This is a genomic window from Pseudomonas sp. CFBP 5748 (genome assembly GCF_053850495.1).
The window spans coordinates 531174-549654 of sequence record NZ_JBSPTN010000003.1 but is presented as its reverse complement, the minus strand read 5'-3'; the positions used below and the strand labels follow the sequence as shown (position 1 = coordinate 549654).

The following is an 18481-nucleotide window of genomic DNA, read 5'->3' as shown; positions in this document are numbered from 1 at the left end:
TCGCGTTGGCGATCATAGTATGTGCGCTCGTGGTGGCGTCGATCTATTTTCGCCGCGGCGCCGAACCGGCGGTGGCCGCTCCCGAGGTCAGTAGCTTGAGCGTGGAGGTCGTTCAGGCGCGGCGCCAGATCTGGCCGCAACTGCTGTTTGCCAATGGAGCGCTCGCGCCTTGGCAGGAAGCGGTCATCAATGCCGAGACCAGCAACCTGCGCATTGCCAGCATTGAGGCCGATGTGGGCAGCCGGGTGAAGAAGGGCCAATTGCTGGCCACGCTGGCCTCCGAAACGGTTGTCGCCGAAGAAAGCAAACAGAAGGCACTCGTCGCCCAAGCCGAGGCAAACCTGAAGCAGGCCCGTTCCAATGATCGTCGCGCCCAGGTCGTCGGAGAGGGTGGGGCCTTGTCGGAGCAGCAGCGCGAAGACTATCGAATCAAGGTCGCACTCGCCGAGGCGGATCTGGCCAGCGCCCGCGCCGAATTGCAGAGCACTCGCATCAGGCTCAGGCAGACACGCATCGTGGCGGTGGACGACGGCATCATTTCGGCGCGCACGGCGTTGCTCGGCAAGGTCCTCTCCGCCGGCGACGAGCTGTTTCGCCTGGTGCGCGACGGCCGCATCGAATGGCAGGCCGAACTGGATGCACGCCAGTTGGCCCAGGTTCAGCCTGGCCAGATCGCCCGTATGACATTGCCGGGCGGTCAGAGCGTGGAAGGGCGAGTGCGTCTGGTATCGCCCACCTTGAGCACCAAGACCAGCCGGGCGCTGGTCTACATCTCCTTGCCAAAAGACAGCGCAGCCCAGGCCGGCATGTACGCCAGTGGCCAGATCGAACTGGCGCCTCGCGAGGCCGTCACGGTACCGGACACCGCGGTCATCCTGCGGGATGGACGTTCCTATGTGTTCACGCTCAATGAGGGCATGCGCGTCGTCCAGCGACCGGTGGTGGTCGGCCGACGCTTGCACCAGGCCGTGGAGATCCTCAGCGGCCTCGATGAGCCTGCCCGAATCGTGCGCGCCGGCGGCGCGTTCCTCAACGATGGCGCGAGTGTGACCCTCGTCCAAGCCCAGGTCGCCCAGCCATGAACATCTCAGCCTTGTCGATCCGCTATCCGGTTCCGGCCGTCATGCTGTTCATTCTGCTGACGCTCTTGGGCCTGGCCGGTTTTGGAAAACTCGCCATCCAGGATTTCCCGGACATGGACCTGCCGGTGGTGGTGATCAGCGCCTCGCTCGAAGGCGCGGCCCCGGAGCAACTGGAAACGGAAGTGGCGCGCAAGATCGAGGATAAACTGACGTCCCTGCGCTTGCTCAAGCATGTCACGACGATCATCACCGACGGTGCCGTCACCATCAACGTCAGCTTTGACATCGACAAGGATGGCAACGAGGCCCTGAACGAAGTGCGTAACGCGGTCGACAGCGCCATGCCGCAGCTACCGGCGAACCTGGACACACCATCGGTTTCCCGGCTGACCACCAGTGCCTCCGCGTTGCTCACCTATGTCATCGACTCCGACAATCTGGATGAAGAAGCCTTGTCCTGGTTCGTCGACAATGAACTGAGCAAACAACTGCTGGCGGTGCCGGGGGTGGCACTGATCTCGCGCATGGGGGGCGTCGATCGGGAGGTCCAGGTCAATCTCGATCCGGCCCTGATGGCGGGGCTGGGCATTCGCGTTTCGGATGTAGCCAGCCAACTGCGTGCCATGCAGAAGGACAATTCCGGCGGCCAGGGCAACCTGGGCAGTGGTCAGCAGGCCATGCGGACCTTGGGGGCCATTGACGATCCGGCAGCCCTTGGAGCCATCGACATCCCCAGCGGTGACGGTCGCCTGTTGGCGTTGAGTCAGTTGGCCGACATTCGCGACACCCACGCTGAACGCAGTACCCGGGCGTTTCATGACGGCAGGCCGGTCATCGGCTTTCAGGTCACCCGTTCCCTGGGGTTCTCCGATGTCGGCGTGGCCAATGACGTACGCAAGGCCATGACCACGTTCGTGGAACAGCATCCCAACGTGCGGATCGTTGAAGCCAATGACACGGTCAAGGCCGTCCTCGCCAATTATCACGACTCGATGAACCTGCTGTACGAAGGCATGCTGCTGGCGGTGTTGGTGGTCTGGTGGTTCTTGCGGGACTGGCGCGCCACGCTCATCGTGGCCACGGCGTTACCGCTGTCGATCATCCCCACCTTTGGCGTGATGTACCTGGCCGGGTTTACACTCAATGCGGTTTCGCTGCTGGCCCTGGCGTTGGTCATCGGTGTATTGGTGGACGATGCGATCGTCGAGATCGAGAACATCGCGCGGCATTTGCGCATGGGCAAGACCCCCCGTCAGGCCGCCACCGAGGCGGCGGATGAAATCGGCCTGGCAGTGCTCGCCACGACAGTCACCCTGGTTGCGGTATTCCTGCCCACGGCATTCATGGGTGGCATTGCCGGGAAACTGTTTCGTCAGTTTGGCGTGACGGCTTCGGTGGCGCTGTTGTTTTCACTACTGGTGGCGCGCGTGCTGACGCCAATGATGGCGGCCTATTTTCTCAAGGCAACCCATCAAACCGCCGCCGACGGCCCGTTGATGACCCGCTACCTGGGCTGGATTCACGCCAGCCTGACCCGGCGCAAGACCACGATGTTACTGGCCAGCCTGTGTTTTGTCGGCGCCTTGGCGCTGGTCCCGTTGCTGCCCACCAGCTTCCTTCCCGCGCAGGACACCGGTCGCAGCAAAATAACCTTGGAGCTGCCACCCGGTACGACGTTGGAACAAACCACCGCGATGGCATTGCAGGCCAGCGAAAGATTGCGGGACATACCGGATGTCAAACATGTCTTCAGCTCGGTGGGAACAGCCAGTAGTTCGGGCTCCGGGCCTGGAGATATCACCGGTGCCGGCGATGCCATCCTGACGGTGACGCTGGCGGATCGAGAGGTACGGGATCGCAAGCAGGTGGAGGTCGAAGCACAGATGCGTCAGGTGTTGCGTACCCTGCCAGGGGTTCGCATCAATGTTGGCGGCGATGGCAGCGGAGAGAAACTCAATATTGTCCTGGCCAGTGATGACGGTGATCTGCTGGAACGCACGGCGAGTGCCCTTGAGCCGCAGTTGCGTGAACTGCAAGGGATTGGAAACGTGTCGTCCAGCAGCGCCTTGCAACGCCCGGAAATCCAAATGCGGCCGGATTTCGCCCGAGCGGCGGAACTGGGCATCACCAGTCAGGATATCGCCGACACCTTGCGCATGGCGACCTACGGTGAATATTCCTCGCAACTGGGCAAAATCAATCTGTCCCAGCGCCAGGTGGATGTGCGGGTGCGTATGGATTCGCTGCTACGCGATGACCTGCAGACCATCAGTCAATTGCGGGTGACCGGTCGCGACGGTCAGGTCGCCCTGTCTTCGTTGGGGGAGATCAGCATGGGCAGTGGGCCGGCACAAATCAGTCGCCTGGATCGCCTGCGCAATATCACCCTGTCTATCGAACTCAATGGGCGCAATCTGGGCGAGGTCATGGCCGAAGCCAGCCAACTGCCGGTGATGCGCAATCTTCCAGCCGAAGTGAAACTGGTGCAGCAGGGCGAATTGCAACTGATGACTGAACTGTTCGGCAGTTTCAGCCTGGCCATGGCCATCGGTGTGTTTTGTATCTATTCGGTCCTGGTGTTGTTGTTCCATGACTTCTTGCAGCCAGCCACGATTCTTTCGGCACTCCCGCTTTCCCTGGGGGGGGCGCTGCTAGCCCTGTTGCTGTGCAACTTCAGTTTTTCCCTGCCATCGGTTATCGGTTTGCTGATGTTGATGGGGATCGTGACCAAGAACTCCATTCTGTTGGTGGAGTACGCCATCATGGCCCGCCGCGATTATGGCCTGAGTCGATACGAGGCGTTGGTGGATGCCTGTCACAAGCGCGCCCGCCCGATCCTGATGACCACCATCGCCATGGGCGCGGGGATGTTGCCGACTGCGATGGGGATGGGCGAAGACCCCAGTTTCAGGCAGCCGATGGCTGTGGTGGTGATGGGTGGTTTGCTGACTTCGACGCTGTTGAGCCTGTTGGTGGTACCGGTGATTTTTACTTATGTGGACGATGTGCTGGAGTGGTTGAAACGTCGTACTCGGACAGCAATGGAAGGAAGTGTGGCAGAGGGGAGTTCGAGGGGGTGAGCAGTAATCCCCCAACAAATACTCGATTCGGCGGTGATCGAGCAGTCGTTGGGGGGAGGTTTTATACGGCTTGTTGGATCACGCCATTACCATTCCATTCGACCTGCGCGGGGGTGGCATCCATCGAATGCATCCATCGGATCAGCGAGCGGCGTCCGCCAATCCCCATCTTTATGGCTGCGCGTTTCAGATAACTTTCCACCGTATTGACTTTCAGGTTCAGTTGTTCTGCAAGTTCAGGTGCAGTACGCCCGGCCAGCAGACCAACGCACACTTCCGTTTCACGAGAGGACAAACTCAAGCCAGATAAAAGTAACCGATCGGCGAATCTTTGGCGCAGCGCTTCCATGCCTCCGTTTTCCGAAGTATCCAATGCAAGACCGGGATCTTGCCGAATAGACTCTGCTGGAGCCAGGGCAGCAACGTGCTCTTCGACCATGGGCAATAAAAGGCAGGAAAAATCTTTCAGCAAAGCATGTTCCTGCGCGGAAAATCCTTTGGAAAAAGGTGAGCGGTAGATGGACAGTACATAACGGCGACCATTCTTTCGGGTGGTCAGGTGTAATTGAGTCGTGGTGTTGTGAGAAGGCGTTTTATCCGGACGCTCGCGGGCGAGTAGACAGCGGGAGAAGTTGGGCACTTTTTGCGGCGCTGCATCTTCAAAAAAAATATCGTCGGCCAGGAAAAAAGGCTTTGCTGTATGAGCGTCCATGACAGCGTCGATGCAGGCGTTATCCATGCCGACGCAACCGATGCTGGAGGTGCTCGGCTCAGAAATATTACTTGTGCCTATCCTTTGCTCAGTAATATGTGTTGCATCTACAGGTATTTCCGTGAGTATGAGGTCGTGCAGCATGCGAGGAAAATGGCGGCTGCCTGTACTGGCAATGACTTTGCCAACGTGCGGGAACAATCGTTGTAGGTTCATCCTTTCTCCTAACTCATCCAAGTATCTGATTTATAGCTGAAGCACAGTGTGCATAGATATCTTTGCTGGAATGTTTCGGTTTGGGAGTGTTTGGGGGATTACCTGGGGTTTATCGAGTGAGTCTGACGAACGGCAGGTAATAAGGGGTTGGTGATATACGGTGGCTTTGTGGATGGCGTTTTTCTTGAGGACCTCTTCATAAGTCAGGAGTGTGCATGGCAATGTGCCGTAGATGATTTTTTCACCTTTCGATCCCAATGCAATATTGCGCCGATCAACTGTCCATCCGGAACGCTTGAGTATTTTTTCCATCATGGTGTCAACGACAATTTCATAAGTGCGTACATTTTGTTGTTGGGCAAACTTAATCATTGACAGGAAAAGTGCCGCCGTGCGAATGTCTACATTAGCTTGAGTGAGTTCTCCTGTTGCGAAGTCATCGCTCGAAAGTGCAAATCGCGTGGCTTCCCAGCAATGCTGTAAGTGTGCTCTGGTTTCTTCAGCTGGAAGGATAAAGCTCAAAGGGCCACTCATCAGCGTCGGTTTGCTGGAGGGGCGTAGTCGAACACAGCCGGTTACTTGATCGTTTTGGTGGGTATAGATATAAGTCGCATCGAGGTCGTCGTATTCATCCCACTCGTAATCACTGCCTTGGTAACTTTCAATGTCCCACTTTTTTCTGTCGATGAAAGCGAGTTTGCGAATGGAAAATATTTGTTCGAGGATTTTTGGTGGGATTTTCGAGTAGCCTGCGACGCGGGTGGTGACGCCGGAAAATTGATAGGTGCACGGGGAGTAGTTCATGAGTGCGAGTTCTTGGCTGCAAGGTGAAGCTACTGTTAACTTTGCACTAACGCATTTCAACTGTCCTAAAGTACAGTCTTTGATTTATAGAGTGGATAGCCTAATTAGTCGGCGGCTTTCCGCAGGTGGCTTATAAGTATTAGTGTGGATGTCAGTAGTAAGATTTGTATCATCGTGAATCCAAAAAAGTATAGACATGCAGTAGTGGCGAATGGGGGGTGTTCCAGGGTTATTGTCTTGTACGGGCGTCCATTGCATGCATCGTTTTTTTGACGCACGAAATTAGTGACCCTAACTGTATGATATTTGGTGATTCAAAAAATTGACGTGCTCGGCCCTTAATTTGACGCATGTAATCAGAGAGTCATGGAGTTGTGGCAGCGTTGCTTTCGCGTGCGAACGTGTGCTTGCCTGATGGATGCAATGGCATCGACTAGCGAGTTGAAATAAGTGAGTGGCACATTGATGTTGGTCTAGTGTGATTACTCTACTGGCTGGATGTCTGACCTCGCATGACTAGAGGCGGACGTCATGTGGAAAGATGATGGATTGATCTGACCCTGAAAAATGAGCCGTGCAGGCTCCTCATATGGATGGTGTTATGAATTATATTGCGCTTTCACTGTTGACTGTACTGTTGGTTCCGGGGCCGACGAACTCATTGTTGCTGCAAATCGGTGTAAGCCGAGGGTTCAACGCGCGTTCAATGAGGTTCGTCGCAGCCGAGTGGTTGGCTTACGTCATTCAGATGACCCTATGGGGCGTGTTTATTGATCTGCTGATGACCGAGCATTCCTGGGTGGTGATTGCAACGAAGATTTTTGCCGTATGCTTTTTATTTTATATTTCCTTGAAATTGTGGTTTTCAGTAAAAGACAACACGCCAGGTGCAACCACGGGAATTGCCGTGCCTGATCTGTTCGTGGCGACGCTGACCAATCCCAAAGGGTTGTTTTTTGTTTCCTTCGTTGCGCCCGCAGGCACATTCTTGTCGCTGAATAGCTGGGTGTCATTCATGTTGCTATTTTCGCTGATTATTTTTCCGGTAGGGCTGGTCTGGATTGCGGCAGGAGCTTTTTGCGGGCGGAAATTGCACGCGATTGTATCGGGACGATTGTTAAGTCGAGCGATTTCCTTGGTGATTGGTTTGTTTGCATGCGGCATGTTGTTCAACATTGCCGCGCAGGCCGGATTTGCTTGAGTAGGGGATAAGTTGAACATGGCGTCGGCTCTGTACAGCCGGGCCGATGCTATTCGAGCAGGACAGTCTTGGTGGACGAGCGATGGCGTGACTTTAAACGAGGTTCAAATGCACGGCTTTGAACATCGCCTGCTTGACATTGATACAGTCCAGTTTTTCAGTCATTTGCTTGGCGTGAAACTTTACTGTTCGCTCGGTGATGTTCATGATCAGACCTATCTCCTTGTAATTTTTCCCCAGCACGAGCCAGCGCAGGAATTCAATTTCCCTGGGGGATAGTTTGAGGTTGATCTCATTGCTGTCCTCCGTGGGACGATGCTGATTGGCGATGATGCTGAGGGTTTTTATAATGACCAGATGCGAACGAACGAGGATGGGGAAATCCGGGTCATTTTCTTCGGAAGATAAATGAATGGAGCCGAATGACCTGCCGGGTTCGTGAATTGGAACGGTGAACCCTTGCTTGATGCCATAGGCGGCTGATTGATCAAATAGTTCAGGATTATTGTCTATTTCTTGAGGGATTTCATCCCAGAAAAAAGGGGTGGCGGTAATGGCTGTATTGGCCATGACCGGGTCTGATTTATAGAGTGCGTTCTTGCGGTAAGTTTCAACCCATTCGGCGGGGTAGTTGCTGTGGATAGAGATTTTTGAGTTATTGAAGGGCGTGGGCTCCAGGTGGACATAGGCAAACTTGTTGATTCCCAGTTTCGAGAATGTCCAGGCCAAGAGTTCGGTGTACTCGTCTTCGTTTGCCCCTGAAATATTACTCTCGATCTCTTGAATTAAATTGAATAGATGGCTTGAAGTGGGCTTGAGCATAATGGACGCGCTCGAAATATTGATTTGAGACTATGCAGTGGCCAGACGCTTTATCTTGATAGTCGGCAAGCGGGAACTGCAATTTTTTATAGCGCCGGTATCAACAACCACAAGCGTATTTTGTGGCCGCAGTCAGCATTATGAATGGACTCGGCGTGTTGGGCGGGTAGCCGTTCAGCGGGAGGCGGTGCGAGGAGCGATAGGAATGTCTCGGCTCGCGGTGCAGTTCTGCTTTTCTCGACAAGGTTGCTGTCATTGCGCCTCCTGGCATGGGCAGCCTCAATACCGTTACTCCATGAGGCTGCAGTTAAGTTCGACTACTGAAACGATTAACTGGAGGACAGTATAGACATCTTTTTTGAAACAGCGAAAAACATTAAAAAAAGCTTTACTTTTCAAGCTGCAAAGCTTTTTTCAGGAATGCTGCTGTCCGACTATCATTGCATCTTGCCACTTTCTGCGGGTCGCCGCATATCACCACCTGCCCACCCTGGTTCCCAGCCCCCGGGCCGATATCGATGACCCAATCACTTTGGGCGACTACTCGCATGTCATGTTCCACGACCACCACCGTATGACCGTCCACCACCAGTCGATTCAACTGCAGCAGCAAGCGATCCACGTCCTGGGGGTGCAGCCCGTTAGTCGGTTCATCCAGCACATACAACGTGGCTCCCCGGGCCTTGCGCTGCAGTTCCGTCGCCAGCTTGATCCGCTGCGCCTCACCGCCGGACAGTTCCGTGGCCGGTTGTCCCAGGCGCAAATAACCGAGACCGATATCCTGCAGCACTTGCAATGAACGCCTGGCCGCCGCGTGCTCGGCAAACACCTCGAGTGCCTGGTTCACGGTCAGTTGCAGCACCTGGGAAATGTTCAAGCCCTGCCAGTTCACTTCCAGGGTCTGCGGGTTGTAGCGTGCCCCGTGGCAGGTGGGGCAGGGCGCGTACACGCTGGGCATGAACAGCAATTCCACACTGACGAAACCCTCGCCCTCACACGTCTCGCAGCGCCCCTTGGCGACGTTGAAGGAAAACCGTCCGGCATCGAATCCCAACGCCTGCGCCTGCTCGGTCGCGGCGAACAGTTTGCGCACGTGATCGAACAACCCGGTGTAGGTGGCGAGGTTGGAGCGTGGCGTGCGGCCGATGGGTTTCTGGTCCACCTGCACCAGCCGCTTGATGGCGTCGAGCCCGGCGCTGACGCGACCGCCGCTGGTTTGCGCGGGCTCGTCTTCGAGGCTTTGTTCATCGGGTTCGGCGTTGGGGCTGGCCTGGCCCAGGTGTGCGCCTACCAGGTCCAGCAGGGCCTGACTGACGAGACTGGATTTACCTGAGCCCGAGATGCCGGTTACCGCGGTGAAACAGCCCAGGGGGAACGCGGCGCTCAGGTTGTCGAGGTTGTTGCGGGTGATGCCGTCCAGACGCAACCAATCCTTGGGCTCTCGAGGGCTGCGCGCGGCGGCGCAGTCTTCGGCAAACAGGTAGGTACGGGTCCGTGACTCAGGCACTTGCTCCAGTCCTTTGGGTGGACCGCTGTAGAGGACTTTCCCGCCTTGTTCACCCGCATCCGGGCCGACGTCGATCAGCCAGTCGGCGCGGCGCATGGTGTCCAAGTCGTGTTCAACCACAAACACCGAATTGCCCGCGGCCTTCAGACGCTGCAGGGCGTCGAACAGCGCTTCGCTGTCGGCCGGGTGCAGGCCGGCGGAAGGTTCGTCCAGCACGTAGATCACGCCGAACAGTTGGGAGTTGAGCTGGGTCGCCAGTCGCAGGCGTTGCAGTTCGCCGGAGGACAGCGTGGGCGTGCTGCGCTCCAGGGCCAGGTAGCCAAGGCCGAGGTCGATGAGGGTGACGATCCTCTCCAGCAGTTCAGCGGCGATGCGCTGGGCGGCCAGGCGTTTTTCCAGAGACAGGTTGGGGGTGTGGCGGGCGTCCGGCCCTCCCGCGTGGGGGTTGTCGCCCCTGGCGGCGCGTTGCTCGCGAGCCTCACGGGTTTGCCGGTGGCTGAGGACTTCCCCCGGTTCTTCGGCCTGCTCCAGGTAAACCGGCGCCACGACCTCTTTAAGTACCTTGGCTAGTTCCAGCAAGGGCAGGTGAGACAGTTCGGCGATGTCCAGGCCGGCGAAGGTCACCGTCAACGCTTGGCGCTTGAGCCGCTTGCCCTCGCACACGGGGCAGGGACTGGCACGCATGTATTGCGCCACGCGTTTGCGCATCTGGGCGCTTTGCGAGTGCATGAACGTGTGCAGCAGATAGCGCCGGGCGCCGCTGAAGGTGCCCTGGTAACTTGGCTCGAGCTTGCGTTTTAGGGCGGCGCGGGTCTGGGCCGGCGTGAGGCCGGCATACACGGGAACGGTGGGTGTTTCCTCGGTGAAGAGTATCCAGTCCCGCTGTTTTTTCGGCAGGTCGCGCCAGGGAATGTCGACGTCATACCCCAGGGTCACCAGGATGTCCCGCAGGTTCTGGCCCTGCCAGGCCATGGGCCAGGCTGCCACGGCGCGTTCGCGGATGGTCAGCGACGGGTCGGGCACCATGGAGGCTTCGGTCACTTCATAGACCCGACCCAGGCCGTGACATTCCGTGCAGGCGCCCTGGGGCGTGTTGGGCGAGAAGTCCTCGGCGTAGAGCATCGGTTGGTCGGCCGGGTAGCTGCCGGCGCGGGAGTAGAGCATGCGGATCAGGCTCGACAAGGTGGTGACGCTGCCCACCGAAGAGCGCGCGCTGGGCGTGCCGCGCTGTTGCTGCAAAGCCACTGCCGGCGGCAGGCCGTCGATGCTGTCCACGTCCGGCACACCCACCTGGTCGATCAGGCGCCGCGCATAAGGCGCGACGGATTCGAAATAGCGACGCTGGGCTTCGGCGTAGAGCGTGGAGAAGGCCAGTGATGACTTGCCGGAGCCCGACACGCCGGTGAACACCACCAAGGCATTGCGTGGGATGTCCACGTCGACATTCTTGAGGTTGTGTTCGCGCGCGCCACGCACCCGGACGAAACCAGTGTCTTGTGGCAAGTCAGCGGTTGGAGCAGGGAAGGAGCGTGAGGGCATCGGGTATTCCTTGTGGACGTTGGTGCAACGCATCGGGGCGTTATGGCGGTGGGAGAGTGGACTGGATCACAGCGCCGACAATTATGCGACCGGGTTCAACCGTTCTCGTGCAATAAAAATTCATTCCGGACGCAGGAGTGGAGAAAAGCTGTGCAATTCCCACGGATACGGACCGTTCGGGGTTAAGTTTTTTTCAAGTTGATTTCAATCAAGGGCCGGGCAGGGGGGCGAGCCCTACGATGATCGCCAAGATCCTGTCTTCAAGACCTGGCGTCCATGAACCCTCTTTTTGCGATGCAATACCCACCCCGCTTCTGGCTCCGTGCACTGTTCACTCTTTTGTTCCTATTCGCGGGCTTGGCCCAGGCCAAGGACTACGGTGAGATCCAGCAACAGCGCATCCACCATGTCCTGGATCAGACCGACGCGATCTCCGAGCCCGAAGGGCCCTTCAAGGTGCGCACGCTGTCTGCGGCGGGCAAGGTCCTGGGTTATGTGTTTCAAAGCCTGGATGTCGTGGACATTCCCGCCTATTCAGGTAAGCCGATCAATGTCCAGGTGATCCTCGATCCTGCCGGTGTGATCCTCGATGCCTACGTGCTTGAACACCATGAGCCGATTCTGCTGATCGGCATCGCCGAAGAGAAACTCCACGCGTTCAGTGCGCGCTACAGCGGCATCAAGGTCAACCAGCGGGTGGTGGTGGGGCATTCCAGTGACCCGAATGCGGTAACGGTGGATGCCATCGCGGGGGCCACCGTGACGGCGATGGTGGTCAACGAAGTCATCATGCGTGCCGCCCACGATGTCGCGGTCTCCCTGGGCCTGGTCAAGGGTGACGCGGGGCTGGCCGTGGCGCCGGCCCGTGTGCGCGATGATCTCTATCAACCCGCTGACTGGGCGACCTTGACCGGTAACGGTGCAATACGTCGTTTGCACCTGACCCGCGGCCAAGTAGATGCCTCCTTCAAGGGAACCGAAGCCGAACAGGTCGAAGTCGCCAGCGCCGAGCAGGCAGGCGACACCTTCATCGACCTCTATGTCACCCACCTCAACCCACCCACCATCGGTCGCAACCTGTTGGGTGAGGCGCAATACCGCACGCTGATGAGCGAACTCAAGCCGGGCGAGCAAGCCATCGCCGTGATGGGCAGCGGGCGCTATTCCTTCAAGGGCTCGGGGTATGTGCGCGGCGGTATTTTCGATCGGGTGCTGTTGCGTCAGTTCGGCGATGCCATCAGTTTCCGCGACCTGGATTTCCAGCGTTTGGATGACGTGGCCGCCGAGGACATGCCTGAGTTCGACGAAATGGCGATTTTCATCGTCCGCGCCGCGCACCGTTTCGATCCCGGTTCGCCCTGGAGCCTGGAGTTGCTGGTGCGCCGCCAGACCGGGCCGGTCAGCGGCACCTTCAGCAGCTTCGAGCTGGCCTATCAACTGCCCGAGCCGTATCTGGAGCGGCCATTGCCTAGCGCTGAGCAATTGGCGGCGGCCGAAGAAGCCAGCCGGCCGATGTGGCTGACCCTGTGGTATCAGAAAAACGTCGAAATCTCGGTACTCGGAGTTGCCTTGCTGGTGCTCACGGCAATCCTGTTCTTTCAGGATGCCTTGGCCCGGCGGCCGAAACTGTTGCATTGGGTGCGTCGCGGTTACCTGGTGTTCACCGTGGTGTTTCTCGGTGGCTATGGGTTGGCGCAGCTGTCGGTGGTCAACGTGCTGACCTTCGTCCACGCACTGTTCCAAGGCTTTCGCTGGGAACTGTTCCTCACCGATCCGTTGATTTTCATCCTCTGGGTGTTCACCGCCGCGAGCATTCTGCTCTGGGGCCGCGGGGTGTTCTGCGGCTGGCTGTGTCCGTTCGGCGCGCTGCAGGAGTTGATCAACGAGCTGGCGCGCAAGCTCAAGGTGCCGCAATACGAACTGCCGTTCGCCATCCACGAGCGGCTGTGGGCGATCAAGTACATCATTTTGCTGGTGCTGTTCGGCGTCTCCCTGGAGTCGATGGCCACCGCCGAACGGCTGGCCGAAGTCGAGCCCTTCAAGACCGCCATCACCCTGCGGTTCGACCGTCAGTGGTGGTTCGTGGCGTATGCGGCGGGCCTGCTGCTGGTCAACCTGTTCACCCGCAAAGTCTATTGCCGCTACATCTGTCCGCTGGGGGCCGCCCTGGCGATGCCCACCCGGTTGCGCTTGTTCGACTGGCTCAAGCGCCGCAAGGAGTGTGGCAACCCCTGCCAGTTGTGCGCCAAGGAATGCGAGATCCAGGCGATTCACCCCGATGGCCGGATCAACGCCAACGAATGTCACTACTGCCTCGACTGCCAGATGACTTGGCACAACGAAAACAAATGCCCGCCGCTGATCAACAAGCGCAAGAAGCGCGGCAAGGCGACCGCGACCGAGGCGCAATTGATTCCCGTGGTGCAGGTGAGCCCGGCGCCTTGAGGCACCCGAATGTCCTGTCCCTTGATCCTTTCATTCTTCGTGGAGCACACAGCATGAGCGACAAAAAAACCGAAACCACCGGTACAGCGGAAGAACCCCGGGGTGTCAGCCGACGCAGCTTTCTGGGCACCGGTGCCGTCACCGGCGCGGTACTGGCCGGCGCCACGGCGCTGGGCGCCGGCACGTTCACGCGTGAGTCCTGGGCCGCAGCGGCCAAGGAGGCCAAGTCCAAGGTCCATGTCGGGCCTGGCGAGCTGGATGAATACTATGGCTTCTGGAGCGGCGGCCACCAAGGCGAGGTGCGGGTGCTGGGGGTGCCGTCGATGCGCGAGCTGATGCGCATCCCGGTGTTCAACGTGGACTCGGCCACCGGTTGGGGCCTGACCAACGAAAGCAAGCGCATCCTGGGCGACAGCGCCAAATATCAGAACGGCGACTGCCACCACCCGCACATCTCCATGACTGACGGCAAATACGACGGCAAATACCTGTTCATCAACGACAAGGCCAACTCCCGGGTCGCGCGTATTCGCCTGGACATCATGAAGTGCGACAAGATTCTCACCGTGCCCAACGTGCAGGCGATCCACGGCCTGCGCCTGCAAAAGGTGCCGTACACCAAGTACGTGTTCGCTAACGCCGAGTTCGTGATCCCGCACCCCAACGACGGGCATACCTTCGACCTGCAAGACAAAAACAGCTTCACGATGTTCAACGCCATCGATGCCGAGAAAATGGAAATGGCTTTCCAGGTGATCGTCGACGGTAACCTGGACAACTCCGACGCCGACTACACCGGCAAATACGCTGCCAGCACCTGCTACAACTCGGAGAAGGCCTACGACCTGGGCGGCATGATGCGCAACGAGCGCGATTGGGTGGTGGTGTTCAACATTCCGCGTATCGAAGCCGCGATCAAGGCCGGCAAATTCATTCACCTGGACGGCTCCAAAGTGCCGGTGGTCGATGGCCGCAAGACCGATGGCAAGGACTCCGAGTTCACCCGCTACATCCCCGTGCCGAAGAATCCCCACGGGCTCAATACCTCGTCGGACGGCAAATACTTCATCGCCAACGGCAAGCTGTCGCCCACCGTCTCGATGATCGCCATCGACCGCCTCGATGACCTGTTCGCCGACCGCTTCAAAGACCCTCGCGAAGTGATCGTCGCCGAGCCGGAACTGGGCCTGGGGCCGCTGCACACCACGTTCGACGGACGCGGCAATGCCTACACGACCTTGTTCATCGACAGCCAGGTGGTGAAGTGGAACATGGACGAGGCGATCCGAGCCTACAAGGGTGAGAAGGTCAACTACATCAAGCAGAAACTCGACGTGCAGTACCAGCCCGGCCACAACCATGCCTCCCTGACCGAAACCAGCGAGGCGGACGGCAAATGGCTGGTGGTGTTGTGCAAGTTCTCCAAGGACCGTTTCCTGCCCACCGGTCCGCTGCACCCGGAGAACGATCAACTGATCGACATCTCCGGCGAGGAAATGAAGCTGGTGCACGACGGCCCGGCCTTCGCCGAACCCCACGACTGCATCCTCGCCCGGCGCGACCAGATCAAGACCCAGAAGATCTGGAACCGCAACGACCCGTTCTTCGCCGGCACCGTGGAGTTGGCCAAGAAAGACGGCATCAACCTGGAGACCGACAACAAAGTCATCCGTGACGGCAACAAGGTGCGGGTCTACATGACGTCGATGGCGCCGGCCTATGGCTTGACCGAGTTCACCGTCAAGCAAGGCAACGAGGTGACGGTCACCATCACCAACATCGACCAGATCGAGGACGTTTCCCACGGTTTTGTCATGACCAACCATGGCGCGAGCATGGAGATCAGCCCGCAACAGACCTCATCGATCACCTTCATCGCCGATAAGGCTGGCTTGCATTGGTACTACTGCAGCTGGTTCTGCCATGCCCTGCACATGGAGATGGTCGGGCGCATGCTGGTTGAAAAGGCCTGAGACGGCTTATCAAGGAGGCAGGTTCAATGACTGGGAACACGCAGCAACCTGCGGGCCATGCTCGCCAACCGGTCATTGCGCTGGTGCTTTGTTTGATGTCGGGCGGTGCGCTCGCCGCGCCGCAGCCGATCACCAATCTGCCTTTGCAGGCCGAGGGCGAGCAGCACTGGCGCCTACCTGCCGGGCAATACCAGGGCTCGTTCAGCATCGACCAGCCGATGACGCTCACCTGTGCGCCGGGCGCTGTGTTCCAGGGGCAGGGCGAGGGCAACGGGTTGATCATTCGCGCGCCGAATGTCCGGGTCCAGGGCTGCACGTTCCTGGACTGGGGCCATGACCTGACGGCCATGAATGCGGCGATATTCCTCCAGCCTGGTGCCCAAGGGGCGGTGGTTAGCTCAAACCGGATGCAGGGCCAGGGCTTCGGCATCTGGGTCGATGGCACGCGGGACGTGAGCCTGATCGACAACCGCATCCAGGGCGACCCCAGCCTGCGCTCCCAGGATCGGGGCAATGGCATTCATCTGTATGCCGTGCACGGTGCCCGCGTCATCGGCAACCAGGTGCGCGAAACCCGCGACGGCATCTACATCGACACCTCCAGCGGCAACCTGTTGCAGGGCAATACCCTGGAGGACCTGCGCTATGGCGTGCATTACATGTTCGCCAACGATAACCGCCTGCTGGACAACGTCACCCGGCGTACCCGCACCGGTTATGCCTTGATGCAAAGTCGTCAGCTGACCGTGATCGGCAACCGTTCCGAACAGGACCAGAACTACGGGATCCTGATGAACTACATCACCTATTCCACCCTGCGCGACAACTTCGTCACCGACGTGCGCGACGGGTCTACCGGCGACACCATGATCACCGGCGCGGAGGGCAAGGCCCTGTTCATCTACAACTCGTTGTTCAACCGCATCGAAGGCAATCACTTCGAACGCAGTGCGGTGGGCATCCACCTGACTGCCGGTTCGGAGGACAACCGCATCGCCGGCAACGCCTTCGTCCATAACCAGCGCCAAGTCAAATACGTCGCCACCCGGCTGCAGGAATGGTCGGCGGAGGGGCGCGGCAATTACTGGAGCGACTACCTGGGTTGGGATCGCAACGGTGACGGGGTAGGGGACGTGGCCTATGAGCCCAACGACAACGTTGATCGCCTGCTGTGGCTGTACCCCCAGGTACGGCTGTTGATGAACAGTCCGGGGATCGAACTGCTGCGTTGGGTGCAGCGGGCGTTCCCGGTGATGAAATCCCCTGGGGTCATGGACAGCCATCCGTTGATGGAAACCCCGGTCCATCCCCCATCACGCAACAGTGCGCAGGAGGACGCGTCTTGAACGTCGTCGAGATCGAAGGCGTCAGCCAACACTACGGCGACGTCGCAGTGTTGCGCGGGCTGAACCTGAATTTGGCCCAGGGCGAAGTGCTGGGCCTGTTCGGGCACAACGGTGCGGGCAAGACCACGACCATGAAGTTGATACTCGGCCTGCTGCGGGCCAGCGAAGGCCAGGTGCGTGTCTTCGGTCGAGCGCCCAGCGACTCGAGCGTGCGGCAGATGCTCGGCTACCTGCCGGAGAACGTCATGTTCTACCCGCAGCTGAGTGGGCTGGAAACCCTGCGTCACTTTGCCCGGCTCAAAGGCGCGGCACCGGAACAGGTCGAGCGTTTGTTGGAGGAGGTAGGGCTGGCAGATGCGGCCCGGCGGCGCGTGCGAACCTATTCCAAGGGCATGCGTCAACGCCTTGGCCTGGCGCAAGCCTTGCTCGGCCAGCCGCGTCTGTTGCTGCTGGACGAACCGACCGTGGGCCTGGACCCCATCGCCACCCAGGACCTCTATCAACTGCTTGATCGCCTGCGCTGGCAGGGCACCAGCATCATTCTCTGCTCCCATGTCCTGCCGGGGGTCGAGGCGCACATCAACCGCGCCGCGATCCTGACCCAGGGGCGTCTGTTGGCCTTGGGCAGTCTGGCTCGGTTGCGCGAAGACGCAGGGTTGCCGACCTTGATCCGTGCTTCGGGGCTGGTTCGTTCCGCGCAGTTGCTGCAACGCTGGCGCAGCGAAGGGCATGTCACCCAGGGTTGGGGCGCGGCAGGCTTGCAGGTGTCCGCGCCGGACGGCAGCAAGCTCGTCTTGCTGCGGCAGTTGCTGGCCCAGGACAACCCGACGGATGTCGAGATCAAGCCGCCTTCCCTGGAGGATCTGTACCGCCATTACATGGTCCGCGCGGCGGCCGAGGAGGCCAGCTCATGAACCCGATCTGGAACATGGCCCGCAAGGAATTCAGCGATGGCTTGCGTAATCGCTGGCTGCTGGCGATCAGTCTGCTGTTCGCGGCGCTGGCCATCGGCATCGCCTGGCTCGGCGCGGCGGCCTCTGGCCAATTGGGGTTTACCTCGGTGCCAGCGACGGTGGCGAGCCTGGCCAGCCTGGCGACGTTCCTGATGCCCTTGATCGCCTTGCTCTTGGCCTACGACGCGATCGTCGGCGAAGACGAGAGCGGCACTTTGCTGCTGTTGCTCACCTATCCGTTGGGGCGCGGTCAGTTGCTGCTGGGCAAGTTCGTCGGTCAGGGCCTGATCCTGACCCTGGCGACGCTGATTGGCTTCGGTTGCGCGATGCTGGCCATTGCCCTGTTGGTGGACGATATCGAACTGAGCCTGCTGCTCTGGGCCTTCGGCCGCTTCATGTTGTCCACCACCTTGCTCGGCTGGGGCTTTCTCGGGCTGGCCTATGTGCTGAGCAGCCTCTCGGCGGAAAAGTCCACCGCCGCCGGGCTGGCGCTGGGGGTGTGGTTTTTCTTTGTGCTGGTGTTCGACCTGGTGCTGCTGGCGCTATTGGTGCTTAGCGAAGGCCGGTTCAGCCCGGACCTGTTGCCGTGGTTGCTGCTGTTCAACCCCACGGATGTGTATCGGCTGATCAATCTGTCCGGGTTCGATCCTGCGTCCAGCGGCGCCGCCGTGCTGACCCTGGGCAGCGACCTGCCGGTGTCGGGGCCTTTGCTGTGGGTGTGCCTGTGGCTGTGGGTGGCATTGCCGTTGTGGTTGGCTTATCGGTTGTTCAATCGCCGGTGTCCGTGATTTCTGATGTTTA

12 protein-coding genes are annotated in these 18481 nt (G+C 59.1%); 8 read left to right on the top strand and 4 right to left on the bottom strand.

Annotated features, from left to right (window positions below; translation table 11 throughout):
- The first annotated feature begins 5 nt into the window (after positions 1 to 5).
- Entirely contained in the window at positions 6 to 1082 is a 1077-nt protein-coding gene (locus tag ACWNZ1_RS09905) for an efflux RND transporter periplasmic adaptor subunit (protein WP_456027609.1), read from the top strand.
- Positions 1079 to 4162 carry an efflux RND transporter permease subunit gene (locus tag ACWNZ1_RS09900; protein WP_280944047.1) on the top strand — a complete coding sequence of 1028 codons (3084 nt, stop codon included), beginning with the start codon at positions 1079 to 1081 and terminating at the stop codon, positions 4160 to 4162. Before ACWNZ1_RS09905 ends, ACWNZ1_RS09900 begins: the two co-directional genes overlap by 4 nt.
- A 61-nt stretch (positions 4163 to 4223) precedes the next feature.
- Here ACWNZ1_RS09900 and ACWNZ1_RS09895 read toward each other — a convergent pair whose 3' ends face one another.
- Together ACWNZ1_RS09895 and ACWNZ1_RS09890 are read right to left on the bottom strand one after the other, a co-directional pair.
- Positions 4224 to 5090 carry a LuxR C-terminal-related transcriptional regulator gene (locus ACWNZ1_RS09895; protein WP_456027608.1) on the bottom strand — a complete coding sequence of 289 codons (867 nt, stop codon included), beginning with the start codon at positions 5088 to 5090 and terminating at the stop codon, positions 4224 to 4226.
- A gap of 30 nt (positions 5091 to 5120) precedes the next feature.
- Positions 5121 to 5894, bottom strand: a complete 774-nt coding sequence (locus ACWNZ1_RS09890; RefSeq protein WP_256453214.1) for an acyl-homoserine-lactone synthase — start codon at positions 5892 to 5894, stop codon at positions 5121 to 5123.
- 601 nt (positions 5895 to 6495) lie between these two features.
- On the opposite strand from ACWNZ1_RS09890, the gene ACWNZ1_RS09885 reads away from it, so the two are divergent.
- On the top strand, positions 6496 to 7095 hold the full coding sequence (locus ACWNZ1_RS09885; RefSeq protein WP_135845716.1) for a LysE family translocator: 600 nt from the start codon (positions 6496 to 6498) through the stop codon (positions 7093 to 7095).
- A 93-nt stretch (positions 7096 to 7188) separates the two neighbouring features.
- On the opposite strand, the gene ACWNZ1_RS09880 is transcribed toward ACWNZ1_RS09885, so the two are convergent.
- Both ACWNZ1_RS09880 and ACWNZ1_RS09875 read right to left on the bottom strand, forming a co-directional pair.
- Entirely contained in the window at positions 7189 to 7917 is a 729-nt protein-coding gene (locus tag ACWNZ1_RS09880; protein ID WP_256453213.1) for a helix-turn-helix transcriptional regulator, read from the bottom strand.
- Between the two features lie 388 nt (positions 7918 to 8305).
- Positions 8306 to 10963 (bottom strand): excinuclease ABC subunit A, encoded by a 2658-nt coding sequence (locus ACWNZ1_RS09875; protein ID WP_456027607.1) that lies wholly within the window; start codon positions 10961 to 10963, stop codon positions 8306 to 8308.
- Between the two features lie 276 nt (positions 10964 to 11239).
- Here ACWNZ1_RS09875 and nosR point away from each other — a divergent pair, with 276 nt between their 5' ends.
- The 5 genes from nosR to ACWNZ1_RS09850 are packed head-to-tail and all read left to right on the top strand — an operon-like array spanning position 11240 to position 18468.
- The gene (gene nosR / locus ACWNZ1_RS09870; RefSeq protein ID WP_456027606.1) at positions 11240 to 13408 is read left to right on the top strand and encodes a transcriptional regulator NosR; all 2169 of its coding nucleotides are present in this window, start codon (positions 11240 to 11242) and stop codon (positions 13406 to 13408) included.
- Positions 13409 to 13461: 53 nt separating this feature from the next.
- Positions 13462 to 15381, top strand: coding sequence for a TAT-dependent nitrous-oxide reductase (nosZ, locus tag ACWNZ1_RS09865; RefSeq protein WP_135845712.1), 1920 nt, complete (start codon positions 13462 to 13464; stop codon positions 15379 to 15381).
- A 26-nt stretch (positions 15382 to 15407) separates the two neighbouring features.
- Positions 15408 to 16727, top strand: coding sequence for a nitrous oxide reductase family maturation protein NosD (locus ACWNZ1_RS09860; RefSeq protein WP_456027605.1), 1320 nt, complete (start codon positions 15408 to 15410; stop codon positions 16725 to 16727).
- Positions 16724 to 17641, top strand: coding sequence for an ABC transporter ATP-binding protein (locus tag ACWNZ1_RS09855; protein WP_135845710.1), 918 nt, complete (start codon positions 16724 to 16726; stop codon positions 17639 to 17641). Before ACWNZ1_RS09860 ends, ACWNZ1_RS09855 begins: the two co-directional genes overlap by 4 nt.
- The gene (locus tag ACWNZ1_RS09850) at positions 17638 to 18468 is read left to right on the top strand and encodes an ABC transporter permease (protein WP_135845709.1); all 831 of its coding nucleotides are present in this window, start codon (positions 17638 to 17640) and stop codon (positions 18466 to 18468) included. Before ACWNZ1_RS09855 ends, ACWNZ1_RS09850 begins: the two co-directional genes overlap by 4 nt.
- Positions 18469 to 18481 lie beyond the last annotated feature (13 nt).